The organism is Aquabacter sp. DMC10 (genome assembly GCF_056314145.1).
Genome location: NZ_JBQUYX010000001.1, coordinates 350,113 through 374,715, shown reverse-complemented (window position 1 = coordinate 374,715; position 24,603 = coordinate 350,113). Strand labels below are relative to the sequence as shown.

Here is a 24,603-nt window from a genome sequence, read left to right as displayed (position 1 = left end):
GCCATGCCTGCCGCCCTCGACAGATTCGCCGCCCTCGCCACCGACCATGCCCCCGGACAGGAGGTCCGCCAGGGCGCGGGAGACGTGGGGCGCCTCATGCGCGGCGAGGTGATGCCGGGCCGGCTGGTGGACTTCTCCCACGGCGACGTGGACGCCTTCACGCCGACGCCCGGCGCGTTTGAGGCCTTCTCGCAGGCGGTGGCAGCCGGCGGGCGGCAGGCCTATACGGAATATCGGGGCGCGGCCGACATTCGCGCCGGGCTTGCGGAAAAGCTCGCCGCCTTCACGGGTGCGCCCGTCTCGGCCGATGCGGGCACCATCGTGACGCCGGGCACACAGGGCGCGCTTTTCCTGGCGCTCGGGGCGCTGGTGGGACCGGGCGACCAGGTGGCCATCGTCCAGCCCGACTATTTCGCCAATCGAAAGATCGTCCAATTCCTGGGCGGCGCGCCGGTGCCCGTGCCCATGAACTATCTGGGCGCCTCGGCGGAGGCAGGCATCGATCTCGACCGCCTGCGGGAGGTGTTCGCGGCGGGAGCCAAGGTGTTCCTGTTCTCCAATCCCAACAATCCCACAGGCGTCGTTTATTCCCGCCGCGAGATCCAGGCCATTGCCGATCTTGCCGCCGCGTTCGATGTGACGGTGGTTGCCGACCAGCTCTATTCCCGCCTGCTCTATGATGGTGAAACCTATACGCATCTGCGCGCCTGCGGCCTCGCGGAGGAGCGGGTGGTCACCATCATGGGGCCGTCCAAGACGGAATCGCTCTCGGGCTATCGGCTTGGCATCGCCTTCGGCGCGCCTTCCGTCATCGACCGCATGGAGAAGCTGCAGGCCATCGTCTCGCTTCGGGCGGCCGGCTACAACCAGGCGGTGCTGCGCACCTGGTTCAACGAGCCCGAAGGCTGGATGGCCAACCGCATCCGCCTGCACCAGGTCATCCGCGATGACGTGCTCGACGTGTTTCGGGCGGGAGGGCTGGAGACGCGCACACCGAAGGCCGGGAGCTACCTCTTCCCCACCTTGCCGGAGCTGGCGGTGAGCCTCCCGGATTTCGTGCGCCTGCTGCGGCATCAGGCTCATGTGGTGGTCACGCCGGGCACCGAGTTCGGCCCGCATGAGCACAGCATCCGCCTGAATTTCTCCCAGGACCATGCTGAGGCCGTGGCCGCCGCACGGCGGATCGTCGCCATGGCCACCCTTTATGGCAGGTGACCGGACCCATGAGCAGCACCGACCTTCCCCGGCCCCAAGGCCACTACCTTCCCGCCCGTCGCCATCTGGATATGGTTTTCGTCTCCGGCATGACGCCGCGGCGGGACGGCGTGCTCCTCCATACGGGGCCGGTGCCGTTGGATGGGGATGCGGCAGCCAGCATCGCAGCGGTTGAGCTGGCCACCGAAAATGCGCTACGGGCCGCCGAAGGGCTTCTCGCGGATGGGGAGTGCCTTGCTTCGGTGCTCAGCCTCACCGTCTATCTCAACGCCCCCGTTGGCTATACGGCGCATTCCCGGAGTGCGGACCACGCCTCCCGGCGTATCGCGCAATGGATCGGAGCCGCCGATCTGCCGAGCCGCGCGGCCGTTGGCGTGGCCTCCTTGCCGGGCAATGCGATGGTGGAGATCACGCTGGTGGCCCTGGTGGGCGTCAGGACGTGAAGGCGAGGTCGCGGCGCGGCCTTTTCCCGCCGCGACCTCCAGGGCGGGGGACGCGCCGGGGCACACGGCCACGGGCTGTCTTCAATGGGCCATGCCCATCATGGTCCGGCGCAGGTCGTCCGCGCTGAAAGCCTCGTGCTCCCGGTCGAGGGTGCGCACGATGGCGCCGTGGGAGAGGACATAGGCGCGCGATGCCAGGTCCACGGCGCGCAAGAAGCTTTGCTCGGCCATCAGGATGGTGAGTTGCCGGGATGTCTGGAGATCGCGCACCGCATCGAACACCTGCGAGACCACGATGGGAGCAAGGCCCACCGAGGGCTCGTCAATGATGACCACGCGCGGCGAGGTCATGAGCGCGCGGGCAATGGCAAGAAGCTGCTGTTGGCCGCCGCTCATGGTGCCCGCACGTTGCGCCCGGCGCTCCCGCAGCAGGGGGAAGGTCTCGTAGCAGAAGGCGAGATTGGCCGAGAGGTCGTTCCGCGCGCGCGGACAGCTGCCGGCCAGCACGAGGTTTTCCTCCACCGTCAAAGTGGGGATGAGCCGCCGGCCTTCCGGAACCAGGGCGACGCCTTCATTGACGATGCGGTGGGGGGGAAGGCCGGTGAGGTCCAGCACCTGCCCGTCCCATTCCAGCAGAATGCGCCCCTTGGTGGGCCGGACGAAGCCGAGGACTGTGTTCAGGAGCGTGCTCTTGCCGTTGCCATTGGTGCCGAGCAGGGCGACGAACTCGCTCTCGCGCAGCTCCAGCGAGACATCGTGCAGCACCGCGACCGCGCCATAGCCGGCGCTGACCCCTTCGATGATGAGCCTATTCACCGAAATACACCTTCTGCACGAGGGGATCGCTGGAGACGGCCTCGGGGGACCCGTCGGCGATCAGCTGGCCCGATTCCAGGCAGATGATGCGGTGGGAGAAGCGCATCACCGCATGCATGATGTGCTCGATCATGATGACCGCCACGCCGGCCTCGTTGAGCCGTTCGAGAATGGCGAGCACATCGTCGATCTCGCGGTCCGAAAGGCCGGCCATGGCCTCGTCCGCGATCAGCACCTTCGGTGCGGCGGCGAGCGCCCGCGCCAGTTCCAGCTTGCGCAATTCCAGCTGGGTGAGGCGGCCGGCATCGTCCTCTGCGCGCCCTGCTAGGCCGACGGAGGCGAGGATGTCCATGGCGGTGTCGCGCGGGGCCTCCACGTGCCGCACGTGGTCCAGCGGCACCAGCAGGTTTTCCAACACCGTCATGCCGGAAAAGGGCTTGGGGATCTGGAAGCTGCGCGCAAGGCCGAGGCGCGCCCGGGCGCTCGGCGAAAGGCCGGTGATGTCCCGCCCCAGGAAGCGGATGCGCCCGGCATTGGGCGTCAACGTGCCGGTGAGGCAATTGATGAGGGTGGTCTTGCCCGACCCATTGGGGCCGATGATGCCGAGCCGTTCGCCGGCATGGAGCGTGGCGGTGATGGGGCCGAGGGCCCGCAAGGTGCCGAACTGCTTCTCGACGGCTTCTGCAACGAGGATGGGCTCGCTCATGGCGTGCGTCCTTTCCGCAGGCGGTCGACGAGGCCGAGAATGCCCTCGGGCGCGGCGGCGACGAAGGCGATCAGCACCACGCCCACCAGCAGGATGTTGAGCTCGGAGGAAATGGTGATGGTGGCCACTTGCTGCAGGCCGCCCAGCAGCACGGCACCGATGATGGGGCCGGGCCAGGATTGCCGGCCGCCGATCAGCGGCATGGCGATGGCATTGAGCGCAAGCGCCAGCCCGAACACGGTCTCAGGCTCGATGAAGGAGGCATAATAGACCAAGGGTGCCCCGGTCATGGCCAGGAGCGCGCCAGAAATGGCGCAGGCGGCCAGCTTCAGCCGAAAGGTGGGCACGCCCGCGCATTCGGCGGCCTCCTCGCTCGCCCTGAGCGCGCGGAAGGCGCGGCCCACCGACGACACCTCGATCCAGCGCGCCACGGCGACGGCAAACACCGCCACCGCCAGCATGATGAGGAAGACGAACTGGATCTGCCCGCCCGCCCAGGCCGGCGCCTCGGGCGGCAGGAGGGCAAGGCCGGAAGCGCCGCCCAGGAAGTCCACATTGATGACGATGGTGTGCGCCATCACCACCAAAGCGATGGTGCCAATGGCGAAATAGACCCCCTGCACCCGCAGGGTCATGTAGCCCATCATCAGCCCGAGCACGCCGCCCACGAGGCCCGCCGCCGGCAGGGCCAGGAACACGGAGGCCTCGAATGCCTTCAGCAGCGCGGCTCCGGTATAGGCCCCCGCGCCATAAAAGGCGGTGGCGCCGAAATTGATGTAGCCGGCATAGCCCCCGAGCACATTCCAGCCGGTGGCCAGCGCAATGGACTGGATGATGATGAAGGCCGAGAAGAACACATAGGGGTTCTCGACCGTGCGCGTGAGCGCGAGGCCGGCGGCCAGCACGGCGAGGGCGCCGAGGCCGAAGGCCAGCGTGCGGCGCCGTTGCCGCTGCGCGGTGTCGGTCTTGGCTGCGGAGGAGGCTCTCATGAGCGAGGTTCCGGCGGTCATCGGCGCGCTCCGAACAGCCCTTGCGGGCGCAGGGCGAGCGTGGCGAGGAGAATGGAAAAGGCGACGGCGGGGGCCCAGGACGGGCTGGCAAAGGCCGCCACGAGGGATTCCGACACCCCGATCAGGATGCCGGCCGCGATGGTGCCCGGCAGCGAGCCCATGCCCGCCAGCACCACCACCGCGAACACCCGCCCGATCATCAGCCGGCCGCCGAACGGGTCCACCGGCCCGATGATGATGAGGGCGGCGCCGGCCATGACCGCGGTTGCCGCCGCGATGCCGAAGGCATGGCGCTTGATCCAGCGCGGATCGATGCCGCTCACCGACAGGCCGCGCTCGTCATGGGCCACCGCGCGGATGGCGATGCCCGCATGGGTCTTGTGCAGATAGAGCCAGAGGAGGGCCACCATCACCGGGGCGATCAGCGCCGGCACCAGCAGCCGGTAGGGCAGGGACAGGAGGCCGATTGTCAGGCTCTGACCCACATAGGCCACCTGCACCGCCTGCTGATTGGTGCCGAACTTGATGAGCAGCAGCGTCTCCACCACGAGCGAGACCCCGAAGAACAGGGTGAGCGCATTCATGGTGTCGGCGGCGCCGCGGCGCTCGAACACGCGGGAATAGAATTCGTAGAAGCCAAGGCCCGCCACATAGAAGGGCACCAGGGCAAGGACCGCCACGAGGATGGGATCAAGACCATAGGAATTGCCCACCGCCACCACATAGGCCCCGGCGATGACGAAGGCGGGATGGGCGATGTTGGGAATGTGAAGCAGGCCGAACGTCACCGCGAGGCCGAGGGCCAGCGCGGCATAGATGCAGCCCAGCATCACGCCAGTGCCCACCGCATTGACCAGTTGGTCCAGGAACATGGCAAGGGGCCTCTATTTCAAAGATGCGGCGTCAGGGCCGGGCCTGTCCCGGCCCTCCACAGGGCTTGGCAAGGACTGTCTCAACGCAGCCCATGGATGCCCGGGACACGCCCGGGCATGACGGCTCGGACCGCGTGCAGGTCAGCTCCGCGCCTTCATGAAGGGCGCCATGAGGTCGCCGGACTTCAGCGCCGGCGGATCGAGGATGACTTGGCGGCCCGGCTGGCGGAACTGTTCGATGTCATTGCCCTTGATGCCCTGGAACTGGGTCATCAGCACCCGCCGCTCCGTCCAGTCGCCCAGCTCATTGAAGGTGGCATCGCCCACCAGCGTCTTCACCGGATTGGCGTGCAGCCATTTGGCCATGGCGGCATTGTCGGTGGAGCCGGCACCCTTCACCGCCGCCGCCAGCATCTCGCCGGCCGCATAATAGAAGGGGGGGATGTAATAACCGAGGGCGTCCAGCTTCTCGGGCACCGCGATCGCCGTGTAGCGGTCGAGGAACTTGGTGACGGCCGGCGTCAGCATGGTCTTTTCCGGCAGGAACAGGTTGAAGTTGACGATGCCGTTGAGCGCCGGGCCGAGGGCCTGGAGGGTGGAGGCATATTGCGGCCCCACCATGCCGCCGCCGAACAGCTTGACGCTGTCGCCCACGCCCACTTCCGACAGGCCGCGAATGAGGGCGGCGCTGTCCGGCGGGTAGGAGCAGACGAACACGGCGTCCGGCTCGGCCGCGCGCAGGTTGCGCAGGATGGCGGAGAAGTCCGAGGTGTTGGGCGGATAGCTCTGGTCGAACACCACCTCCTGGCCCAGCTCCTTCACCGCGAGCTTGCCGCCTGCGGCGGAGACCTTGGCGAATTCCACGTCGGCATTGAGAATGGCGATGCGCTTGCAGCCATTGGCCTTGCCCAGCTCGAAGAAGCCGCGGGCCCAATTGATCTTGGCGTCCGGCCCCCAGGGGGCGCTGTGGAAGTAGCGGTCGCTCTTCACGCCCTCGTTGGCGGCCAGCGCGAACATGCCGATCATGAAGCGGCCACGCTGCTTGATGAAGGGCATGACGGGGGCGGACAGCACGGCCCCATAGGGCGACAGCAGGATGTCCACCTTGTCGATGTCCACGAGCTTGGAGAAGATGCTCGGGATCTGCGAGACCGTGCTCTGGTCGTCATAGGTGACGATCTCCACCTGCCGGCCCAGAAGGCCGCCGGCGGCGTTGATGTCGTCGCGCCAGATCTGCAGTCCGATGAGGCCCGCCCGCGTGGACGAGAGCGGCCCGGTCATGGAAAAGCTCGTGCCGATGCGGATGGGGCCGGACTGTGCGCGGCCCGAGGTCCAGATGGCGGGGGCGGCGACGGCGAGGCTGGTGGCGGCCGCAAGCTTGCCGAAGCTCCTGCGTGAGATGGTCATGATGTCCTCCCGGTGGTCTGTTTCGGCCTTGCGGGACATCCCGGGCCGCTTCTTTCTTGATGCGTGCGCCAGCTTGTGCCGGCGCCCGCCAGATGCGCTCCAACTCACGGATAAAGAATGCGTGATCCGATCAGCCTGAAGCGCAGGCTGATCGGCGCATGCTCTAGAGCGCGACGGTCGGATACTCGCGTCCGGTCCAATGCTGGAGCCGCGCCGCGAATTCACGCTGAAACGAGAGCGGTCCGCTGCGCCGCATATAGTCTTCATCATAAATCGCAATGAAGATGGTCAGCGAGAGGAAGAAGTGCGCGCCCATCTCGAACAGCGCCACATAATCGTGATTGATGAGTGCCTCGCGCTCCTCCGGCGTGAGACTGTTCACCGTGGTCCGTTCCACCTCGTTGAGGCAAGGTCCGATGGACTGCTCCCAAGTGGCCACGAAAGAGCGGGGGTCCTCCTTGTAGCGCTGCAGATATTCGGGATTGCGATCCACGGTGAAGAGGAACTTGTTCACATAATACTTGCTCATGCGCGCTCCTCCTCGGGATACCAGGTCAGATAGGCCTCGCGGGTGTGGTAGAGATCGAGGCTGTCCACATAGGCGGCTTTGTGCTGCGGCCCGGCGATCCCCATCATCAGGATGAGGTCCATGAAGCCGTGGGTGGCGTTGCCGCTGCGGCTCATGGTCTCGTGGGTGACGTTCTCGAGGATGGCGTCAATGTCGCCATTGGCGAGCCACTCGATGGCCTTCACGTCGAACTCGGGATCAGGCCCATGCTCACCGAACTGGCGCGGCCCGCCCAGTTCCAGCGACAGATGGCCGGACCCCACCGCGGCGATGCGCTTGTCTGTGGGATAGGCGTCGATCACCTCGCGGATCGCCCGGCCCAGTTCCCAGAAGCGCCGGGGGGAGGGCAGGGGCGGGGCGAAGATGTTGGTGTAGATCGGCACGATGGGCAGGTCCGCCTGCGGCCGCGTGGTGATGATCGGGCAGATGATGGAGTGGTCGATCTTCAGTTCATGGCTGAAGGAAAAATCGAAGCCCCGGTCCATCAGGCCCTGGTGCATGAAGCGCGAGAGGTCCTCATGGCCCTCCAGCACATATTTGGGCAGGCCGAACTCGCGCTCCTCATTGTAGAAGGTGGCATCGTAGCGGGCGGCCTTGCCGATCAGGAAGGTCGGGTAATTGTCCAGGAAGAACTGGTGGAAGTGGTCGGCGCCGACCATGACGAGGATGTCGGGCTTTGCCCGCGTCAGCGTCTCCCGGTAGGCTTCGACCTTGCGCTTCCACTCCGCCGCCTGGGGGATTTGCTCCTCCACCGGCGCGGTCGTGGCCTTCAGATAGAAGGGATGGTGGGTGGTGGCCAGGACGGCCGCCAGGGTGGCCATTGTTTCCTCTCCGCTTGCTTTTCTGGATCACGCGATACTTTGGCGTCACGCGTTTTTTCTAAGGTTCAGCAAAGGGTCAGGCAGGCTCGACGTGCAGGTGCCGGGTCGGCCATGCGCCGGGGTTCGCCGCCAGTGCCGTCCGAATGGCCGCGCCATTCTCGTTCACCGTGGGCGCGGCCTTCACCGCCCCCGCGCGCTTCCCATCGAAACTATAGGCCGGACGCACCGTCCGCGAGGCCCCTTCCACGCGCTCCGACACCGGGACGATCATGCCGAGATGGTTCACCTGCGGATCATCCACCACGTCGGGAATGGTGTTAATGGGGGCATAGGGCACGTCGAAGCCGGCGAAGCGCTCCACCCATGCGGCACGGTCCTTCTGCCCGAACACGGCGTTCAGCGCTTCCGCCAGTTCCAGATAATTGTCGATGCGCTTCTGGCGGATGGCAAAGCGCGGGTCGCTCGCCAGGTGCGCGGCGCCGGTGGCCTCCACCAGCGCGTCCCAGAACTTATCCAGCGAGGACAGATGGAAGGCGAACAGCTTCTCGTCCTTGCAGCGCACGATGAAGGCCTGCGCCAGCCGCGGCCGGTCGACGCCGGAGGGCAGTTCGCCGAGCGCGAAATAGCCCATGAAGGGCTCCACGGCGAAATGCATCATGGCTTCCAGCATGGAGATTTCCACCAGCCGCCCACGCCCCGTGCGGCCGCGCTCCACCAGCGCGCCGGCAATGCCGAGGGACGCATAGATGCCGGTGATGGCGTCCGCCAGCGCCGGGCCGATGAAGCGCGGCTGCTCGGGGTCGATGGCAACGGAAAGAAAGCCGCTCACCGCCTGCGCCACCGAGTCATAAACCGGGCGCTTGGCATAGGGGCCGTCCGGCCCGAAGCCGCTGATGGAGCAATAGACGAGGCGCGGATTGATGGCCCGCAGCGTCTCATAGTCGGCCCCGATGCGGGCGGCCGCGCCGGGGCGGAAGTTCTGGATATAGACGTCCGCTTCCCGGATCAGGTCATAGAAGACGGCCCGATCCGCCTCCGCCTTCATGTCCAGGCCGATGCTGCGCTTGTTGCGGTTATAGGCCTGGAAATGGGCGCTGTAGAAGCCGCTCTTGAAGCTGCGATAGGGATCGCCATTGCCGGCGCTCTCCACCTTGATCACGTCGGCGCCGAGATCGGCCAGCATCATGCCGGCGCAGGGGCCGGTGATGAAGGTGCCCTGCTCGACGATGCGCACCTCGTTCAAAACCCCGAACATGGCAGCCCTCAATTCTCGTTGGCCACGAAGCCCTCGGGGGCCGGGCCGTCATAGCTGATGGCGGAGGCCGCCGCGTGGGACATCAGGAAGCCGATGGGGTGCGTCTGCTCTTCCAGCAGGTGCCCGATGAGCCCTGCGGTGCGCGCCAGCAGCGGCACGCCGCGCAGCGCCAGCAGCGGATAGTCGGCATCCAGCAGAACGGCCGGAATGGCGGCCGAGATGTTCATCACCAGCGGGCGGTTCACGAGCTCGGGGAGCATGCGCTCCACCTCCAGGGCCACCTGGCAATGGGCGCCGTGCAGGCCCAGCTCCCGGGCGATGGCAAAGAGGCGCAGCGCGCGAGGGTCGCCGTCCTTGTGCAGGGGATGGCCGTAGCCGGGAATGGCGCGCTTGGCCGCCCGGTAGGCCCGCACGGTCTTGGCGATGGCCTCCTCCAGCGAACCGCCGGAGGCCTTCTGCTCGTCGAGGATTTCGGCGAACAGGGCGCCTGCCGTGGCCGAGGCGCCCAGAATGACCGATCCGCAGCCCAGGAGCCCCGCGGCCACCGCGCCCTGAAGGGCCTCCGGCGCCGAGGCGAGCGTCATGCGCGCGGCCTGCACGGAGGGCACGAGGCCATGCTCGGCGATGGCCACCAGCGTGGCATTGAGCATGGCTTCCTGGGCCGGGCTCGGCAATTGGCCGGTGATGAGCAGCCAGGTGTGGGCCGTGAAGCTGATGCGCCCGATGAGATCCTCAACCAGGTCGTGGCCCCGCACGATGATGGTCTGCGGGTTGGAGCCCGAGATGGCGGTTGTGGGGGCGGTGTCGGCACCAATTTTCAAAGCACGTTCTCCCCGGCGGGATGTCTTCCCGCCACGTTGGTCACGGCCGCCGGTGCCCTCGAACCCGGTGGTTCGCAGGCGTGTGGAAAGGTGAAGGGCTGACGGCGTTTCCGTATTATTTCGCTAGGCGAATTTTTATTCGTAGTTAGGTTGAGGCTTGCGTGTTTGACTGTCAAGCGAATAGTTCCCTTCGCTGGTGCAGCAAGGAGCGCAGCGTCAGAGGCTTTCTTTGGCAGGTTGACAGACGAACAGGAATGCTCAATCTCGAAAGATATTTCGCCTGACGAAAAGTGGGGTCGACAGCGGCATGAGTGAGGAAGGGGCAGGGGACGGCAAGGAATATGTGGAAGCGCTGGCGCGCGGCCTCGCCGTGCTGGAATGCTTCGACGACCTCCATCCCGAGATGTCGCTGACCGACGTGGCGCGCCGCACAGGCCTTCGCCCCGCAACCGCGCGGCGCAGCCTCCATACCCTGGCGGCGCTGGGCTATGTGCGGGAGATCAACAAGCGCTACGTGCTGGCCGCCCGCGTGCTCACCCTGGGGGCTGCCTATCAGCGGGCCTCCCATGTGGACGAAGCGCTGATGCCAGAATTGCGACGCCTGGTGAACATGTTCGGAGATGCCTCTTCGGTGAGCGTGCTCGACGGGCCGGATATCCTCTATGTGGCGCACTGTTCCGAACAGCGCGCGTCCCGGCCCATGGCCCGGGTCGGCGTCACCTATCCCGGCTATGCCACGTCCATGGGGCGCGTGCTGCTCTCGCGCATGCCGCAGGAGGCCATCGACATCTATCTGGCGCAGCTGCGCCCGACAAAGCTGACCGAACATACGGAGACCGACCCGGCGCGCTTGCGCCAGATCCTCTCGGAAGCCCGCCAGCAGGGCTACGCCGTGGCGGTGGATCAGTTGGATTATGGGGTGACATCGTTGGCTGTGCCCGTCCGCGATCCGTCGGGACGGGTGGTGGCGGCCATCAACAGCTCGGGCTATTCGGGCAAGATCACCGCCGAGCGGCTCGTGGCGGAGCGGCTGGCGGAGTTGCAGGTCTCTGCCACCCGCATCACGCAGACCTTCAGCCGCTTCCCGGCCCTGCTCCATTCCTTGAGCTGATGTCCGTCAAAATGGCCAGCCCTTGCCTTGGTGAAGGCCGCCGAATGAGCTTGTGACCGAGCCGATCCGTTCGCTTATCCCACCGCTGCGCCGCTCTGGCGTTGCACGCTCGCGGCCTCAAGGCCCGGCGGCGCCTTTAGGTGGAGATAGGTCGGGTCGAAACCCGCCAGCGCCTTCAACCCCTCCCAGTCCAGGATGTCCAGTTCCCGGCTTTTCAAGGTGATGAGGCCGAGCGCCCGCATGTCCTGGAGGATGCGGTTCGTGTGAACCGCGGACAGGCCCAGCGCATCGCTGAGATCGGACTGGGTGAGGGGGAGCGGAAAGCGTGATTCTCCCGCCAAGGCCACCGCCCGCATCTTCATATACATCTCGCAGAACAGGTGCGCCGCCCGTTCCAGGGCGGAGCGCCGGCCCATGTTCACCATCCATTCCCGGAACATGGAGGCATCGATGAGCGTATCGCGCCACAAGAGCGCGCCGATGCCTGGATGCTGGGCGATAAGGCGGCGCACGTGCTCGTGGGGTGTGAAGGCGGCTGTGCAGTCGGAGACGGACGTCAGGCCGTGATCCATGACCTTCAAGTGCAGGCTCTGAAGATCGGGCATGTCGCCGGGAATGTGGAAGGACAGGATCTGCCGCTGACCGTCGGCGAGGGTTTTGTGTCTGCAGGCCCAGCCGCTGATAATCAGGCAGCAATGGGATGGGGTGCTGCCGTCCGCGACGATCTCATGCCCACTTGGAACGAGGCGCGTCACCAGGGACAGCTCCTCGATGCCCCGCCGCTCCGTCTCGGTCAGGTTTCCAATCGCTTCCAGTTTTCGGATGAGATGCGTCGTCGCCGAATTCATCGCCTGCGCCTTTCATTCCAGGCGGAAGCAAGCGCCCAGTCGCCAGAGCCTGAGGATACGATCTGGCGATAACACGAGCCTAACACAGGTTTCCTGCAGATCCTCGAAATCAATATTTGCAAAAGGAAGGAACAATAGTGGAGGGGCGCTTCATTTGGCCTTCATTTATCCATCTCGGCCGGATTCATGAGCGTTTCTGAGGCTCTACGCCTCGCCTCCTTTGGCGGGCGATGGCCGGGCAAGGGTCTCCAGCCCCTTGTGCAGGCGTGGCCATCACCCGCGCGCGCGGCTCCATGCGGAACCCTCCAAGGTTTCAGCCCGCGCCGTCTCGAGGAGACCCTGCTGGCGACGCATTTCTCCCGCCAGGGGGACATGGAGCGGCCGGCGACCTCTCTGGTCGGGCATGCCGAGAAGGCCAACCTCGCACGGCCTGTTGTTCTCCCAGCCGGGATAGTCGGTGACCGGATAAAGACAAATGCCCAGCACAGGCACACCCGCCTGCCGCGCGGTGCGCACCTCGTCGCAGACATAATGCAGCCAGGCCACCCGTGCGCTTCCCTCCGCTCCTGTTTCGGCCAGGAAAAGGGGTTTTGCGTAACGGGCGTAGACCTCGCCGAACATCTCGGCCAAGGGACGAAAATTGTGGCAGCCGAGCGGGAGCGCGCCGCCTTCCAGCACCCACTGATTCTGCGGATAGAAGTTCAGGCCGAGAATATCGAGGGCCTCCGGGCTGCCTCCCAGTTCCGGCGCCAGCCGTCCACACAGCATGTCGAAGGCCTCGAATTGCGAGGTTCGGCGGGCTTCGGCGGCGGCCGCATCGACAGGCGTCGCGCCCACCACATGAATGAGGGGTTCGGCTTGGATGAAGCGGGCGCGCGGCACCTCGGTCAGGATCTCCGCCCGGGCGGCCAGGGCCGCCCGGACCAACTGGCGCTTCAACTCGGCGCCACGTGCCACGCCGCAGGGTCCCATATGGCCGAGTTGCCCCCCGGCCCAGGCCCAGAAGGAGATCTCATTTACGGTGCAGAACCAGGGCGCCGGCCCGCTTTCCGAGGCAATGACCCGGGCCGCCGCGCGGGCAAAGCGGGCGAAGCGGTGAACGAAGTGGGGGGACCAGATGTCCAGGTCGGTCGGCCATCCATAATGGCACAGGTCCCAGATCACCTGCGTGCCCGCTGCCTGCGCAGCCCTCACCATCGGCAGAAGGCTGCTCCAGTCATAGCGTCCGGGCTGTTGCTCGATGAGATGCCAACGCAGGCCGTCGCGCACCGACCGGATGCCCAGTTGCGCCAATTGCCCATAGTCGCGTGCGGCGAGGGTGTCGTGCCGGGTGGCGGACAAGAGGTCGAGCTGTTCACCGTTCGCGCGCCGGTGGGTGGAGCATTCAAATCCCCCCATGAAGAAACTGGCAAATGGCGTCTCCAGCCGCATGCACTGCTCCCTGTCCTCCCCCATGATGTCCGCCCCTCCCTGCATCCCGGCAGGGCAGGGCGCGCCGATGAGAGGCGTCACGGACGGCCGGCTGCCGAGGGGATGTGAGCGGTCTCGGCCATCCCGCGGCCGGCAGGCAGGGGAGAGGAATGGCGCCGCCGGTCCGCCGGAGCCGTTGTGTCCGCCATGAGGTTTCGCATGGCGGCCCATGTGCGGTCCCACGACATGCCCGCAAGGTGGGCATCCACCGCCTCCGCCCAGCTGCTCGTGCCGTCTTCCAGCTTCCGGGCATTCAGCAGGTCCTCAAGGGCCGCCGACATGTCCTGCACATCGGATGCAATGCGCACGAGCTTCTTCTCGCCATAGGGGCGCACCACATCGGCGATGGGCGTTGAAGCCACCCGCAGGCCCGCCGCGAGGAATTCCGGGGTTTTGGTGGGGCTGATGAAGCGGGTGGCCTCGTTCAGCGCGAAAGGCATGAAGCCGCAGTGCCATCCTGCGAGATAGTCGGGCAGGGCGTCATAGGACTTGCCTCCGAGCCAATGCAAATTCGCACGGCGCGGCAGGGCGGCGGGATCAATCTTCACCACCGGGCCAATCATGACGAAATGCCAATGGGGGCGCGCGTCCGCAAGCTCCTCCACCAGTCTCAGATCCATGCGCTCGTCGATGACACCGAAAAAGCCGATGCGGGGCGAAGGGATAAGGCGCTGGTCGTCGGGCTCGGTCCGTGCTTGGCGCGCCCTGGCGAAATGGGCGGCGTCCACGCTGGAGGGAAAGGCGTGCACACGACCGTGGCGCCGGCGCTTGGCCTCATAGAGGCTGACGCCTCCGGTAAAGATCAGATCTGCGCGCACAAAGAGTTCATCTTCCAGTTCAAGAAGCTCCGGCGGCGCTCCGAGGAAGGCGGATAGCTCATCCATATTGTCGTAGACCACGAGATCGGCGGGGATGTTTCGCGCAAAATCCATCGCTTGCGGGGTGTAGAACCAGAGCGCGCGGCCGCGGGCATTCCGCTTGGCCAGAAAGGCCCGGAGCAGCGCGGCCAGTTCCTGTGCCGGGGCTGCGGCGCACCGTGTGTCGAGCACCGGTAGCAGAACCGTCACGGGCCCGCGCACATGCTGCTCCAACCGGGCGATGCAGTCCTGCTGGAAGACCGGTTCTTCCATGAACATCACAGTATAGGACTGCGCCGCGCGCGTCAGAAGATGCTGCGGCCGTTGATAGACGAAGTCCCATCTCAGATGTGAAAAGCAGATCAGATCGGGGCGGTGCGACGAACGGGCGGGCGGCATGGCTATCCTCTGCATCGCGCGGGTGGGCTGGCCCGGAGAGTGCGCCTGGGACATCCCCGCGACGAAGCGTGGAACTTCGGCTCGCCGGGGCTGGGCGCGGGGTCGATGGACCGAGATTGCCTTCATTATTGTTTGATGTTTCGTATTGAAAAATAACAAATGTTAAATTTGACGGAAAATTAAAAGTCATTACGCGCGGAACAAAGCGTAACTGAAGTAATTTATTGATCGGACCCGTGGCGTTTTCGACGCGTGAAAGTCTCGCTGGGTTTAATGGTGCTTTTCGGCTGCCGATGCGTGGCTGTGAGCTTTGCCGATTTCGGAGAGCCTTCATGTTTGATTGGTTGATCGTGGGTGCCGGGTTTGCCGGGAGCGTCCTGGCCGAACGCCTGGCAAGCGAGCGCGGGGAAAAGGTCCTCGTGATCGACCGTCGGCCGCATATCGGCGGGAATGCCTACGATTTATACAATGATTTCGGTGTGCTGATTCATAAATACGGACCGCACATCTTTCACACCAACAGTTCCGACATCTTCGGCTATCTGTCAAAATTCACGCAATGGCGGGAATACGCGCATCGGGTGCTGGCCGAGGTCGATGGAAAGCGCGTGCCGATCCCCATCAACCGCACCACCGTCAACATGTTGTACGGATGCGACCTGACCTGCGATGCGCAGATGGACGAGTGGCTCGCCGCCAGGGCCGAGCCGCGGGCGGACATCCAGACGGCCGAAGATGTGGTGGTCAGCAAGGTGGGCCGAGAGCTCTACGCCAAGATGTTCCAGGGCTATACGCGCAAGCAGTGGGGTGTGGACCCCTCCGAACTGGACAAGTCCGTCACGGCGCGGGTTCCCACCCGGCTCGATACGGACGATCGTTACTTCACCGATGCGTTCCAGGCCATGCCGAAGCTCGGCTATACCCGCATGTTCGAGCGGATGTTGAGCCATCCCAACATCACCCTCATGCTGCAATGCGATTATCAGGACATCGCCGATCATATCGCCCATCGCCGCATCATCTATACCGGTCAGATCGACGAATATTTTGGTTTCAGGTTCGGCGACCTGCCGTATCGCTCCCTGCGGTTCGACCACGTCACCCTCGACACGGAATGGCATCAACCCGTGGCCGTGGTGAACTTTCCGCAAACCCAGGACTATACCCGTGTCACCGAATACAAGCATCTGACGGGCCAGGAGCACAGCCGCACTGCGCTCACCTATGAATATCCATCCGCCGTCGGCGATCCCTATTATCCGGTGCCTCGGCCGGAGAACCAGGCGCGCTATCGCCTGTATGAGGATCTCGCGCGCAAGACGCCGGACGTCTGGTTCGTCGGCCGGCTGGCCACCTACCGCTACTACAACATGGATCAGGTGGTCGGCCAGGCGCTCGCCACCTACCGGAAGATTCAGGCCACGGTCCCGGTGGCGGAGGGGCGGCCGCGTAAGCCCAATGGTGGCGTGGCCGATGTCCCGCGGCACGGGGTGGCCCCCATTTGACCGCCTTAGCAGTGGGCTGAGCGGAGGGGGACGGCCCTGCCAGGGCTGTGGAAATGGCCCTCGACTAACATAAGTTAAAGCGGTGCCGCGAAGCTCTGCCTAGGGTCCTCGATGTTGAGGTGCGCACCCACCGCGGGCGGGTGCAAAGCTTAGGCGGCAGGCAGGACATGAGCCCGGGATCGCGGTCGGCCAGCCTCATTTCTTCCCCCCTTCTGCTCTATCTCGATGGCAGCGCCCACCCCATTTCCTCCCTGGGCGAGGCGGGTCGTTTCATTCGCGACCATAGGGAGCATCCTCACGTGGCGCCGGGGGCGCTGCTCCTCAGTCTTCTGGACACTGCGCAGACGGATGAGATGCGGGCGCGCGCCTGGAGCGACTTTGCCACCTGGGCGCTGGTGGCTGGGCTCATGCGGCCACCGGTCCGCGACGGCGGCACCTGAGCGACAGGTGTCCTGTCACCGGGCGTGGTGTCGCGGCGGCGGCGGGATCATCGCAGCGCGCGCCGGCACCGGGCGGTGTCTGTTCTTCGCTGGAAACTCACAAAAATCCGTTGAAGATTCGCGTCGTCATCGATAAATTGCGCGTCGATCAGAATAAAAGTGGGAGGAAAGGGTGGCTCGACGATTAATTGATATATCAATTCCATTGCAAAATGACGTTCCGGCAGATCCGCCGGGTGGTCATCCTGTGATCGAATATTTGGATCATCAGGCCAATCTTGCGCGCATGCTGTCGTTCTTCCCCGGCCTGAAGGCCGAGGACTTGCCGGACGGGCAGGGTTGGGCGGTGGAACGGGTGACGCTATCGACCCATAACGGCACCCATCTGGACGCGCCGTGGCACTATCACCCGACCATGAACCGGGGCGAGCGCTCTGCCACCATTGACGAAATCCCCCTCGACTGGTGCCTCCAGCCCGGCGTGAAGCTGGACTTCCGCCATTTGCCGGACGGCTATGTGGTCACCGCCGCCGACGTAGAGGCGGAATTGAAGCGCATCGGCCATGAGCTGCAGCCTCTCAACATCGTCCTTGTGAACACGTCCGCCGGCGCCAAGTTCGGGCAGGCGGACTATGTGGCCTCCGGCTGCGGCATGGGCTACGAGGCCACCATGTACCTGTTGGAGCGCGGCGTCCGCGTCACCGGCACCGACGGCTGGAGCTGGGATGCCCCCTTCGTCCACACCGCCCGCAAATACAAGGAAACGGGCGATGCCTCGCTGATCTGGGAGGGGCACAAGGCCGGGCGCCATCTGGGCTATTGCCATATCGAGAAGCTCCACCACCTGGAACAGCTTCCGTCCACGGGCTTCACCGTCTCCTGCTTCCCGGTGAAGATCGAGCGGGCCTCCGCCGGCTGGACCCGCGCCGTCGCCATCATCGACTGACACCGCAAAGCGTGGCGGCGTCCGCGCCGCCACGCCCGCTGCCCCTCAGGCGGCTGCGCGGGCCTCCTGGACTTTCACGGAATTGGCGAGGATCCCGATCTTCTCGATCTCCAGCTCGATCCGGTCGCCGTCCTTCAGCAGATGGCCATTCTCTAGCCCGCAGCCGAAACCCACCGTGCCCGAGCCGATGAACTCGCCGGCCATGATGGTCTCGTCCTGGGTCATGTGGGCGATGATCTCCTCGAACGAGAACAGCATGCCGCGCGAGACGTTGTCGCACACGGTCTCGCCATTGATCCGCGCCTGCATGCGCAGGCTATAGGGATCGCCGATCTCGTCGGTGGTGACGATCCAGGGTCCGAAGACGTTGGAGCCGTTGAAGCTCTTGCCCTTGGCCGGGCCGAGGCGGCCGGCCATCTCCACGCGCTGGATGTCGCGGGCGGAGAAGTCGTTGAAGATGGTGAAGCCGAAAATGTGCTCGCGGGCGCGGGAGGCGGGAATGTCGCAGCCCTTGCGCGAGGTGATGCAGGCCAGCTCCAGCTCATAGTCCATCACCCGGCTGTAGCGCGGCCACAGCACGGTCGAGCCCGGCGCGCCCACTGCGAAGCGGTTGGTGATGTAGTAGATGGGCACCTTGCGATAGACCTCGGGCAGCTCTCCCACAGGCTCAGAGGCGATCCGCTCCGCCTCCGCTAGGTTCCCCTGGAGGCGCGCCTGCATGGCGGCGCTGCCCCGGGGCGACTGGAGGATGTGCTGGGGGAAGGACATGCCGTCGCGCATCTGGCGCGGCATCGGCAGCGGCGCCAGGAGGCGGGCGTCGGTGAGGGCGAAGGAGAGGTCCTCCTCTCCCGCATGCGTGTCGAACACCGCGCGGGCGAGGTCGAGGGCGCGTTCGCCACCGTCGATCAGATCGAGCATGGAGGCAAAGGCCTGCGTCGGGCTGCCGCCCCGCGCCGCCGCCGCCGCCAGATCGAACAGGCGCGTATCGCCGTCATGGACGACGGCCACTTTCTCCAGGCCCTGGTGGACCGCGGTGGCGAGTTTCATGCTTGCTTCCTTCCCCAAAATATAGAACAACAAAATATCGATAAAAACGCCAAGTCAAGACATCCGTCGGGCATTGGCGGGATAGGGAGTGAGGCATGAAGCGCGCATTTGGCGTGATCGCGGCGTCATTGGCCATGGTGCTGACCGCAGGCGCGGCGAGCGCCCAGCACAAGATCAAGATCGGCTGCACGGCGACCTCGGACTGCATCTCCGCCATGGTGGCCACCGACGAGGGCATCTTCCGCAAGCACGGCATCGAGGCGGAGATGGTGCGCATCGGCATCAACTCCAACATCCCCGCCGCCATCCTGTCCAATTCCATCCAGGTGGGCGGGCCCACCTCCACTGTGTTCCTGCAGGCGGTGGATGGCGGGCTGCCCCTGGTGGCTCTGGCCGGCGCCTCCGTCATGTCGCCGCGCACGAATCCCAATGTGGCGGTGTTCGTGCGCAACGGGCTCACCATCACCAAGCCGCAGGATTTCGTGGGCAAGAAGGTGGGCGCGCCGGGGCTTGGCGCCTATCTCCACGTGCTCTTCGTCAAGTGGCTGATGGACAAGGGCGTGGACCCCAACAAGGTCAATTTCGTCGAGGTCACCTTCCCCACCATGCCCGACGTGATGCGCTCGCAGGCGGTGGATGCGGTGGTCAGCTCAGAGCCGACGGTCACGCGCATGACCAATGCCGGGGTCGGCACGGTGGCCTTCCGTTATGCGGCGGAACTGGACCGCAAGGACCCGGTCATCTTCTACGCCGCCGCGCGGACCTGGGCCGAGCAGAACAAAGAGGCCGTGGCCGCCTTCCGCGCCGCCATCGCCGAGGGCGCGGTGATCGCCAATAATGACGAGGACAAGGCCGTGGCGGCGGTGGCCAAGTTCACCGGCCAGCAGCCGGACCTGGTGCGCTCGGTGACGCGCAATCTCGCCGACCCCAACCTGAAACCCGAGGATCTGCTGTGGTGGATCGATGTCATGAAGCAGCAGCACCTGCTCCAGGGCACACCCAACGTGAAGACCCTCGTCTTCCCCTGAGAGAGACCGCATGAGGCCTGCTCCCGTCCCCCCTCCCGCACCTCTCCAGGGTGAGGAGACGCTCACGGCGCGCGCCATCGTCGCGCTGGAGCGGGACATCCTGTCCGGCGCACTGGTGCCGGGCAGTCGTCTCGGGGTGGTGGACCTGGTGAAACGCTATGGCATCGGGGCGACCCCCATGCGCGAGGCGCTCTCCCGGCTCACCTCCAGCGGCCTCATCCTGGCCATCGGGCAGCGCGGCTTCCGCGTCGCGCCGCTCGAGCGCACCGATCTGGCTGATATCACCCATGTGCGGGTGACGCTGGAGACCGAGGCGCTGCGGCTGTCCATCGAGCGGGGCGGGGATGGCTGGGAGGCGGACATCGTGGCGAGCCTTTATCGCCTCAAGCGTTATGTGGAGCGCCACGGAACGGCCTTTGGCGAGGGGGCGGAGGAGTTTGACGCCCACCACAAGACGTTTCATTCCACCCTGGTCAGCGCCTCCGGCTCGCCGCGGCTCACCCAGTCCATCTCCAACCTCTATGACCAGGCCTATCGCTACCGGCGCGTGATGATGCGCCGCTTCTCCGATCCGGTGCGCTTCGCCAATTCCCATGAGACCCTCGCCCGGCTGGTGCTGGAGCGCGATTTCGAGCCGGCCCGCACGGCGCTGGCCGCTCACATCCGGTCGACCCTGAGATACATCTATCCCGAGGCGGACAAGACATGACCCTTGCCGGCGCGGCCCCGTCCGCCCCCTCTGCGCTCTATCGCTTCCAGAATGTGGATCTCTCGCTCGGCGGGAAGCTGATCCTCAACGACATCGCCATCGACGTCCGCAAGGGCGAGATACTGTGCATCGTGGGCGCATCCGGATGCGGGAAGACCACCTTGCTGCGCCTCGCCGGCGGCCTGTTCAAGCCGTCCCGCGGATCCGTGCTGTTCGACAACGCCCCCATGACGGCGCCCCGGCAGGACGTGGCCATCGTGTTCCAGGACTATGGCCGCGCGCTCCTGCCCTGGCGCACCGCCACCGGCAACATCTCGCTGGCGCTGGAAGCGGCCAAGGTGCCGGCCGGGGAGCGTCCTCGGCGCATCGAGGCCTGCCTCGGCAAGGTCGGCCTCTCCGGCCATGCGGACAAATATCCCACCCAGATGTCTGGCGGCATGCAGCAGCGTCTTCAGATTGCCCGGTGCCTCGCCCAGGAGCCGCAAGCTTTGCTCATGGACGAGCCCTTCGGCGCCCTCGATGCCATGACGCGCCAGTCGCTCCAGGACGAGGTGCTGGCGCTGCACGCGGAGACCGGAGCGACCATCGTCTTCGTCACCCACGATCTGGAAGAGGCGATCTATCTGGGCGACCGGGTGGTGGGGCTGCTGCCCCATCCGGGGCGGGTGGGCATCGACATTCCCATCCTGCTGCCGCGCCCGCGCAACCAGTTGGCGACGCGCGAGGACCCGGAATTCCTGCGCTTGCGGCGGGTGCTGTTCGACTTCATCGAGACCTCCGAGGGCCACCGCGCATGAGGAGCGATCGCCTCAAGGGGCTGCTCCTGCCGGCCGCCTGCGTGCTGGGCATGGAGGTGTGGCTGCGCCTCTTTCCCATCGCCTCGGATTCGCTCGCCCCGCCTTCCGCCGTCCTGGTGGCGCTTGCGCGGGGGCTGGCGGATGGCTCCATTCTCGCCGCCACCGGCCAGACCCTTGTGGGGGCGGTGAGTGGCCTCCTCATCGGCGGGGCCATCGGGCTCATCCTTGGCATCGGGCTCGGCCTCATGGGCTGGCTGGACCGGCTGCTGGAAGTGACCATCGAATCCGTGCGCCCCATCCCCTCCGTGGCCCTGCTGCCAATCGCACTCATGATCTTCGGCTTCGGCTATGCGATGGAGATGTCCATCGTCGCCAAGACCTGCCTGTTCACCACGCTCATCTTCACCCGCGCGGCGGTGCAGGGGGTGGAGCCGCGCCTCCTGGAGGTGGCCCGCGTGCTCCGGCTCTCGCGCCTTGCCACTGTCACCAAGATCATCCTGCCGGCCGCCTTGCCCAACATCTTCGTGGCCTTTCGCCTCGCCGCCGGATCAGCGCTCATCGTGGCGGTGACGGTGGAGATCACGCTCAATCCGCAGGGGCTCGGCTACGGCATCATGACCGCCCAGCAGGCGCTGCGGCCGGACCTGATGCTGGGCTATCTCGTGTGGATCGGCATCGTCGGCTATGGCTGGAACGCCGTGCTCCTGTTCGCCCAGCGCCATCTGTTCGGCCGCGCTGCTCTGTCGGAGGCGATGCAATGACCGCCACCTCCAAGATCCTCTGGCGCCTCGCCAGCTTCGCGGTTGCGGCCGGGCTGATCGTGGTCTGGCAGATGGTCGCCAACGCCCAACTGGTCTCGCCCATCTTCCTGCCCGGTCCCGACAAGGCCTGGGCGGCGCTGGTGAACGGGTTCGCCAATCGGGGCCTCGGCGACAAGCTCATCGGTACGATCCGGCACATGACGTTTGGCTGGTTCGCGGCGTCCATCGCGGCGGTGGTGTTGGGCTCGCTCATCGGCACGTCGCGGCGCGCGCGCCTCTATGTGGCGCCGGGGCTGGAATTTCTGCGGCCCTTGCCGGTCTCGGCCATCATTCCGGTGGCCATCGCGCTTTATGGCCTGTCCGAGAGCATGGCCATCTTCGTCATCGCCTTCGGCACGCTCTGGCCCATGCTGTTGGCCACCATTCACGGCTATGGGGGCGTCGAGCCACGTCTCCTGGAGGTGGCGCAGGCGCTCAACCTGTCGCGCCTGAAGACCATCACCAGCATTTCGCTCCCCTCCGCCTTGCCGGACATATTGGCGGGCATGCGGGTGAGCCTCACCGTGGCGCTCATCCTGTCGGTGGTGTGCGAGATGGTGGCGGGGCTCGACGGGCTCGGCCAATGGGTGCTCGTGTCCGCCCGCATGTTCCGCGCCCCGGACCTGTTTGCCGGCGTCATCCTGCTCGGGGCCCTCGGCTATGTGGCCGCGACCCTCATCGGCGAGGTGGAGCGTCGTCTTCTCGCCTGGCGCCCGACCCGTTGAGCGGGCGGGCGCCAGGGCGCGCGCACTACAGGGGCAGGCCTTCGCTCTGGGCGATGGCGATCATGACGCCGCGCATCTCGGCAAGGCCCCGCAGGCGGCCGATGGCCGGATAGCCGGGATGGGTGGGCTTGCCTACGTCGTCCAGCAATTCATGTCCATGGTCAGGGCGGAAGGGGATGCGCCAGTCGGCAAGGCCGGCGTCCTTGCGCCGCTTCTGCTCGCGCAGGGCTGCGCGCACCACGCCCACCATGTCCACGTCGCCGCCCAGGTGATCGGCTTCCATGAAGGAGCCGTCGGGATATTTCACCACGTTGCGCAGATGCAGGAAGTGGATGCGGTCGGCGAACCGCTCGGCCATGCGCACAAGGTCATTGCCGGGACGGGCGCCCAGCGATCCCGTGCACAAGGTCAGGCCGTTGCTGCGGGAAGGATGGAGGGCGAGCACCGCCGCAAGATCGTCCTCTGACGACACGATACGCGGCAGGCCGAGCAGGGGGCGGGGCGGATCGTCGGGATGGATGCCCATGCGGATGCCCACCTCTTCGGCGGTGGGGATCACCTCATGGAGGAAGCGGCCGAGATTCTCCCGGAGCCGCTCCGCCGACACGTCCTTGAAGCGCGCCAGCATGCGGCGCAGGCCCGGCAGATCGTAGCGGTCGAAGGCACCGGGCAGGCCGGCCATGATGTTGGCGAGCAGCTTGTCGCGGTCCGCCTGGGTCGAGGCCTCGAACCAGGTCTTGGCGCGGGCGAGGACCTCCGGGGCGTGGTCCGCCTCGGCGCCCTCGCGCTCCAGCATGAACACGTCGAAGGCGGCATATTCGTCGGAGTTAAAGCGCAGCGCATTGGCGCCGCCGGGCAGGGGATGGCGCAGCTCCGTGCGCGTCCAGTCCAGCACCGGCATGAAGTTGTAGCAGACCGTGGTGACGCCCTCGGCGGCGAGGTTGCGCAACGAGGTGCGGTAATTGTCGAACAGGGGCTTCAGGTCGCCTTCGCCGATCTTGATGGGCTCGGCCACCGGCAGGCTTTCCACCACGCTCCAGCGCAGGCCGAGGGCGGGGTCTGCCGCGATGAAGGCCTTGCGGGCCGCGATGGCCTCGCGCGTCCACACCTCGCCTGCCGGCACCTCGTGCAGGGCATTGACGATGCCGGTGGCGCCGGCCTGGGTCACATGTTCGAGGCGGATGACGTCATTGGGTCCCCACCACCGCCAGGTCTGTTCCATGGCGCAAACTCCTTTGGCGCGTCCCGCCGGGGACGCTCAGATGTCGTTGACGATCAGTTCGGCATGGGTGGCAGCGAGCGTGTCGGCCACCTTCAAGACTTCGGACAGATGTTCGCGGGTGGCCCGCTCCGCCTGGGCGACGTCGCCGGCCTTGACCGCCGCCAGCATGGCCTTGTGCTGGGCGATCAGCGTGTCCACCGGGGTCACATTGGGCAGCGAGAGGAAGCGCAACCGGTCAAACTGCACCTTCTCGCGCTCCAGCACGGACCACACATTGCCCACATCGATGCCATCCGCGAAGGCGCGGTGGAAGGCATCATCAGCCAGGGTGAAGCGGGCAGGGTCGTCGCGGGCAGCCTCCTGGTCGGCGAGGGCCTCGTCCAGGCGGGCGAGGGTGCCACGCGAGAGGCCGCTTTCTGCCGCTTGGCGCAGGATCGCCACCTCCATGGCCTCCCGGACGAAGCGGGCCCGCCGCACGGCGGAGAGCGAGATGCGGGTGATGAAGGTGCCACGCTGCGGCCACACCTCCACCAGCCCTTCTTCCACCAGGCGCAGCAGCGCCTCGCGCACCGGCGTCCGGCTGGTGCCGAAGCGGCGTGCCAGCTCGTTCTCGGAGACCCGCGTGCCCGGCTTCAGGCTGAGCACCACGATGTCGGTGCGCATCTCGTCATAGATGGCCTCCACGCTCATGGGCTGCGTCGCCACGCGCGGCATGTCCTTCGCCGACGAGAGGGGCAGGGAGCGGGAGGGGCCGGTCGGCATGGT

The 24,603-nt window shown here is 66.0% G+C and carries 26 protein-coding genes; 11 read left to right on the top strand and 15 right to left on the bottom strand.

Going from position 1 to position 24,603, the window contains the following annotated elements:
• Positions 1–3: 3 nt before the first annotated feature.
• Together ACT54L_RS01720 and ACT54L_RS01715 are read left to right on the top strand one after the other, a co-directional pair.
• Positions 4–1,215, top strand: coding sequence for a pyridoxal phosphate-dependent aminotransferase (locus tag ACT54L_RS01720; protein ID WP_476083808.1), 1,212 nt, complete (start codon positions 4–6; stop codon positions 1,213–1,215).
• A gap of 8 nt (positions 1,216–1,223) precedes the next feature.
• A complete protein-coding gene (locus tag ACT54L_RS01715) occupies positions 1,224–1,658 on the top strand; it encodes a RidA family protein (protein ID WP_476083807.1) in 435 nt (144 codons plus the stop codon).
• 81 nt (positions 1,659–1,739) lie between these two features.
• Here ACT54L_RS01715 and ACT54L_RS01710 read toward each other — a convergent pair whose 3' ends face one another.
• From ACT54L_RS01710 to ACT54L_RS01670, 9 genes are all read right to left on the bottom strand, one after another.
• Positions 1,740–2,474, bottom strand: a complete 735-nt coding sequence (locus ACT54L_RS01710) for an ABC transporter ATP-binding protein (protein WP_476083806.1) — start codon at positions 2,472–2,474, stop codon at positions 1,740–1,742.
• Positions 2,467–3,180, bottom strand: coding sequence for an ABC transporter ATP-binding protein (locus ACT54L_RS01705; RefSeq protein ID WP_476083805.1), 714 nt, complete (start codon positions 3,178–3,180; stop codon positions 2,467–2,469). The genes ACT54L_RS01710 and ACT54L_RS01705 overlap by 8 nt, the downstream gene beginning before the upstream one ends.
• Positions 3,177–4,190, bottom strand: a complete 1,014-nt coding sequence (locus tag ACT54L_RS01700; RefSeq protein WP_476083804.1) for a branched-chain amino acid ABC transporter permease — start codon at positions 4,188–4,190, stop codon at positions 3,177–3,179. The genes ACT54L_RS01705 and ACT54L_RS01700 overlap by 4 nt, the downstream gene beginning before the upstream one ends.
• Complete coding sequence (locus ACT54L_RS01695; RefSeq protein WP_476083803.1) at positions 4,187–5,062, bottom strand: branched-chain amino acid ABC transporter permease; 876 nt, start codon at positions 5,060–5,062, stop codon at positions 4,187–4,189. The genes ACT54L_RS01700 and ACT54L_RS01695 overlap by 4 nt, the downstream gene beginning before the upstream one ends.
• A 141-nt stretch (positions 5,063–5,203) precedes the next feature.
• Complete coding sequence (locus ACT54L_RS01690; protein WP_476083802.1) at positions 5,204–6,469, bottom strand: amino acid ABC transporter substrate-binding protein; 1,266 nt, start codon at positions 6,467–6,469, stop codon at positions 5,204–5,206.
• A gap of 163 nt (positions 6,470–6,632) precedes the next feature.
• Positions 6,633–6,998 (bottom strand): hypothetical protein, encoded by a 366-nt coding sequence (locus tag ACT54L_RS01685; RefSeq protein ID WP_476083801.1) that lies wholly within the window; start codon positions 6,996–6,998, stop codon positions 6,633–6,635.
• Complete coding sequence (locus tag ACT54L_RS01680) at positions 6,995–7,858, bottom strand: DODA-type extradiol aromatic ring-opening family dioxygenase (protein WP_476083800.1); 864 nt, start codon at positions 7,856–7,858, stop codon at positions 6,995–6,997. Before ACT54L_RS01680 ends, ACT54L_RS01685 begins: the two co-directional genes overlap by 4 nt.
• 76 nt (positions 7,859–7,934) lie before the next feature.
• On the bottom strand, positions 7,935–9,113 hold the full coding sequence (locus ACT54L_RS01675) for a CaiB/BaiF CoA transferase family protein (protein ID WP_476083799.1): 1,179 nt from the start codon (positions 9,111–9,113) through the stop codon (positions 7,935–7,937).
• 8 nt (positions 9,114–9,121) lie between these two features.
• Positions 9,122–9,934, bottom strand: a complete 813-nt coding sequence (locus tag ACT54L_RS01670; protein WP_476083798.1) for a citryl-CoA lyase — start codon at positions 9,932–9,934, stop codon at positions 9,122–9,124.
• Between the two features lie 307 nt (positions 9,935–10,241).
• Between ACT54L_RS01670 and ACT54L_RS01665 the strand changes: the two genes are divergently transcribed.
• A complete protein-coding gene (locus ACT54L_RS01665; RefSeq protein WP_476083797.1) occupies positions 10,242–11,045 on the top strand; it encodes an IclR family transcriptional regulator domain-containing protein in 804 nt (267 codons plus the stop codon).
• 74 nt (positions 11,046–11,119) lie between these two features.
• On the opposite strand, the gene ACT54L_RS01660 is transcribed toward ACT54L_RS01665, so the two are convergent.
• From ACT54L_RS01660 to ACT54L_RS01650, 3 genes are all read right to left on the bottom strand, one after another.
• Entirely contained in the window at positions 11,120–11,893 is a 774-nt protein-coding gene (locus tag ACT54L_RS01660) for a Crp/Fnr family transcriptional regulator (RefSeq protein WP_476083796.1), read from the bottom strand.
• Positions 11,894–12,166: 273 nt separating this feature from the next.
• A complete protein-coding gene (locus ACT54L_RS01655; RefSeq protein WP_476083795.1) occupies positions 12,167–13,348 on the bottom strand; it encodes a beta-glucosidase in 1,182 nt (393 codons plus the stop codon).
• Positions 13,349–13,401: 53 nt separating this feature from the next.
• On the bottom strand, positions 13,402–14,493 hold the full coding sequence (locus ACT54L_RS01650; RefSeq protein ID WP_476083794.1) for a glycosyltransferase family protein: 1,092 nt from the start codon (positions 14,491–14,493) through the stop codon (positions 13,402–13,404).
• A 458-nt stretch (positions 14,494–14,951) separates the two neighbouring features.
• Here ACT54L_RS01650 and glf point away from each other — a divergent pair, with 458 nt between their 5' ends.
• The 3 genes from glf to ACT54L_RS01635 all read left to right on the top strand — a co-directional run bounded on the left by glf (position 14,952) and on the right by ACT54L_RS01635 (position 17,510).
• On the top strand, positions 14,952–16,124 hold the full coding sequence (gene glf, locus ACT54L_RS01645) for a UDP-galactopyranose mutase (protein ID WP_476083793.1): 1,173 nt from the start codon (positions 14,952–14,954) through the stop codon (positions 16,122–16,124).
• A 167-nt stretch (positions 16,125–16,291) separates the two neighbouring features.
• Positions 16,292–16,564, top strand: a complete 273-nt coding sequence (locus ACT54L_RS01640) for a hypothetical protein (RefSeq protein WP_476083792.1) — start codon at positions 16,292–16,294, stop codon at positions 16,562–16,564.
• Between the two features lie 172 nt (positions 16,565–16,736).
• The gene (locus tag ACT54L_RS01635) at positions 16,737–17,510 is read left to right on the top strand and encodes a cyclase family protein (protein WP_476083791.1); all 774 of its coding nucleotides are present in this window, start codon (positions 16,737–16,739) and stop codon (positions 17,508–17,510) included.
• 45 nt (positions 17,511–17,555) lie between these two features.
• On the opposite strand, the gene ACT54L_RS01630 is transcribed toward ACT54L_RS01635, so the two are convergent.
• Positions 17,556–18,557, bottom strand: coding sequence for a fumarylacetoacetate hydrolase family protein (locus ACT54L_RS01630; protein WP_476083790.1), 1,002 nt, complete (start codon positions 18,555–18,557; stop codon positions 17,556–17,558).
• 95 nt (positions 18,558–18,652) lie between these two features.
• On the opposite strand from ACT54L_RS01630, the gene ACT54L_RS01625 reads away from it, so the two are divergent.
• The 5 genes from ACT54L_RS01625 to ACT54L_RS01605 are packed head-to-tail and all read left to right on the top strand — an operon-like array spanning position 18,653 to position 22,616.
• Positions 18,653–19,585, top strand: a complete 933-nt coding sequence (locus ACT54L_RS01625; protein ID WP_476083789.1) for an ABC transporter substrate-binding protein — start codon at positions 18,653–18,655, stop codon at positions 19,583–19,585.
• A gap of 10 nt (positions 19,586–19,595) precedes the next feature.
• Entirely contained in the window at positions 19,596–20,294 is a 699-nt protein-coding gene (locus tag ACT54L_RS01620) for a GntR family transcriptional regulator (RefSeq protein WP_476083788.1), read from the top strand.
• Complete coding sequence (locus tag ACT54L_RS01615; RefSeq protein ID WP_476083787.1) at positions 20,291–21,091, top strand: ABC transporter ATP-binding protein; 801 nt, start codon at positions 20,291–20,293, stop codon at positions 21,089–21,091. The genes ACT54L_RS01620 and ACT54L_RS01615 overlap by 4 nt, the downstream gene beginning before the upstream one ends.
• Positions 21,088–21,852 (top strand): ABC transporter permease, encoded by a 765-nt coding sequence (locus ACT54L_RS01610; protein ID WP_476083786.1) that lies wholly within the window; start codon positions 21,088–21,090, stop codon positions 21,850–21,852. Before ACT54L_RS01615 ends, ACT54L_RS01610 begins: the two co-directional genes overlap by 4 nt.
• Positions 21,849–22,616, top strand: a complete 768-nt coding sequence (locus tag ACT54L_RS01605; RefSeq protein ID WP_476083785.1) for an ABC transporter permease — start codon at positions 21,849–21,851, stop codon at positions 22,614–22,616. Before ACT54L_RS01610 ends, ACT54L_RS01605 begins: the two co-directional genes overlap by 4 nt.
• A 25-nt stretch (positions 22,617–22,641) precedes the next feature.
• Here the strand turns inward: ACT54L_RS01605 and uxuA are convergent, their stop codons facing one another.
• Entirely contained in the window at positions 22,642–23,838 is a 1,197-nt protein-coding gene (uxuA, locus tag ACT54L_RS01600) for a mannonate dehydratase (RefSeq protein WP_476083784.1), read from the bottom strand.
• A gap of 36 nt (positions 23,839–23,874) precedes the next feature.
• Positions 23,875–24,600: a GntR family transcriptional regulator gene (locus ACT54L_RS01595; RefSeq protein WP_476083783.1), complete on the bottom strand. Its 726-nt coding sequence runs from the start codon at positions 24,598–24,600 to the stop codon at positions 23,875–23,877.
• Positions 24,601–24,603 lie beyond the last annotated feature (3 nt).

Excerpts from the sequence above, each read along its gene's own strand:
- ACT54L_RS01660 (WP_476083796.1), bottom strand. The coding sequence starts at position 11,893 with ATGAATTCGGCGACGACGCATCTCATCCGAAAACTGGAAGCGATTGGA.
- ACT54L_RS01620 (WP_476083788.1), top strand. The coding sequence starts at position 19,596 with ATGAGGCCTGCTCCCGTCCCCCCTCCCGCACCTCTCCAGGGTGAGGAG.
- ACT54L_RS01705 (WP_476083805.1), bottom strand. The coding sequence starts at position 3,180 with ATGAGCGAGCCCATCCTCGTTGCAGAAGCCGTCGAGAAGCAGTTCGGC.
- ACT54L_RS01615 (WP_476083787.1), top strand. The coding sequence starts at position 20,291 with ATGACCCTTGCCGGCGCGGCCCCGTCCGCCCCCTCTGCGCTCTATCGC.
- glf (WP_476083793.1), top strand. The coding sequence starts at position 14,952 with ATGTTTGATTGGTTGATCGTGGGTGCCGGGTTTGCCGGGAGCGTCCTG.
- ACT54L_RS01605 (WP_476083785.1), top strand. The coding sequence starts at position 21,849 with ATGACCGCCACCTCCAAGATCCTCTGGCGCCTCGCCAGCTTCGCGGTT.
- ACT54L_RS01690 (WP_476083802.1), bottom strand. The coding sequence starts at position 6,469 with ATGACCATCTCACGCAGGAGCTTCGGCAAGCTTGCGGCCGCCACCAGC.
- ACT54L_RS01655 (WP_476083795.1), bottom strand. The coding sequence starts at position 13,348 with ATGGGGGAGGACAGGGAGCAGTGCATGCGGCTGGAGACGCCATTTGCC.
- ACT54L_RS01700 (WP_476083804.1), bottom strand. The coding sequence starts at position 4,190 with ATGACCGCCGGAACCTCGCTCATGAGAGCCTCCTCCGCAGCCAAGACC.
- ACT54L_RS01685 (WP_476083801.1), bottom strand. The coding sequence starts at position 6,998 with ATGAGCAAGTATTATGTGAACAAGTTCCTCTTCACCGTGGATCGCAAT.
- ACT54L_RS01630 (WP_476083790.1), bottom strand. The coding sequence starts at position 18,557 with ATGAAACTCGCCACCGCGGTCCACCAGGGCCTGGAGAAAGTGGCCGTC.
- ACT54L_RS01720 (WP_476083808.1), top strand. The coding sequence starts at position 4 with ATGCCTGCCGCCCTCGACAGATTCGCCGCCCTCGCCACCGACCATGCC.
- ACT54L_RS01625 (WP_476083789.1), top strand. The coding sequence starts at position 18,653 with ATGAAGCGCGCATTTGGCGTGATCGCGGCGTCATTGGCCATGGTGCTG.
- ACT54L_RS01595 (WP_476083783.1), bottom strand. The coding sequence starts at position 24,600 with ATGCCGACCGGCCCCTCCCGCTCCCTGCCCCTCTCGTCGGCGAAGGAC.
- ACT54L_RS01640 (WP_476083792.1), top strand. The coding sequence starts at position 16,292 with ATGAGCCCGGGATCGCGGTCGGCCAGCCTCATTTCTTCCCCCCTTCTG.
- ACT54L_RS01715 (WP_476083807.1), top strand. The coding sequence starts at position 1,224 with ATGAGCAGCACCGACCTTCCCCGGCCCCAAGGCCACTACCTTCCCGCC.
- ACT54L_RS01665 (WP_476083797.1), top strand. The coding sequence starts at position 10,242 with ATGAGTGAGGAAGGGGCAGGGGACGGCAAGGAATATGTGGAAGCGCTG.
- ACT54L_RS01610 (WP_476083786.1), top strand. The coding sequence starts at position 21,088 with ATGAGGAGCGATCGCCTCAAGGGGCTGCTCCTGCCGGCCGCCTGCGTG.
- uxuA (WP_476083784.1), bottom strand. The coding sequence starts at position 23,838 with ATGGAACAGACCTGGCGGTGGTGGGGACCCAATGACGTCATCCGCCTC.
- ACT54L_RS01680 (WP_476083800.1), bottom strand. The coding sequence starts at position 7,858 with ATGGCCACCCTGGCGGCCGTCCTGGCCACCACCCACCATCCCTTCTAT.
- ACT54L_RS01675 (WP_476083799.1), bottom strand. The coding sequence starts at position 9,113 with ATGTTCGGGGTTTTGAACGAGGTGCGCATCGTCGAGCAGGGCACCTTC.
- ACT54L_RS01650 (WP_476083794.1), bottom strand. The coding sequence starts at position 14,493 with ATGGAAGAACCGGTCTTCCAGCAGGACTGCATCGCCCGGTTGGAGCAG.
- ACT54L_RS01695 (WP_476083803.1), bottom strand. The coding sequence starts at position 5,062 with ATGTTCCTGGACCAACTGGTCAATGCGGTGGGCACTGGCGTGATGCTG.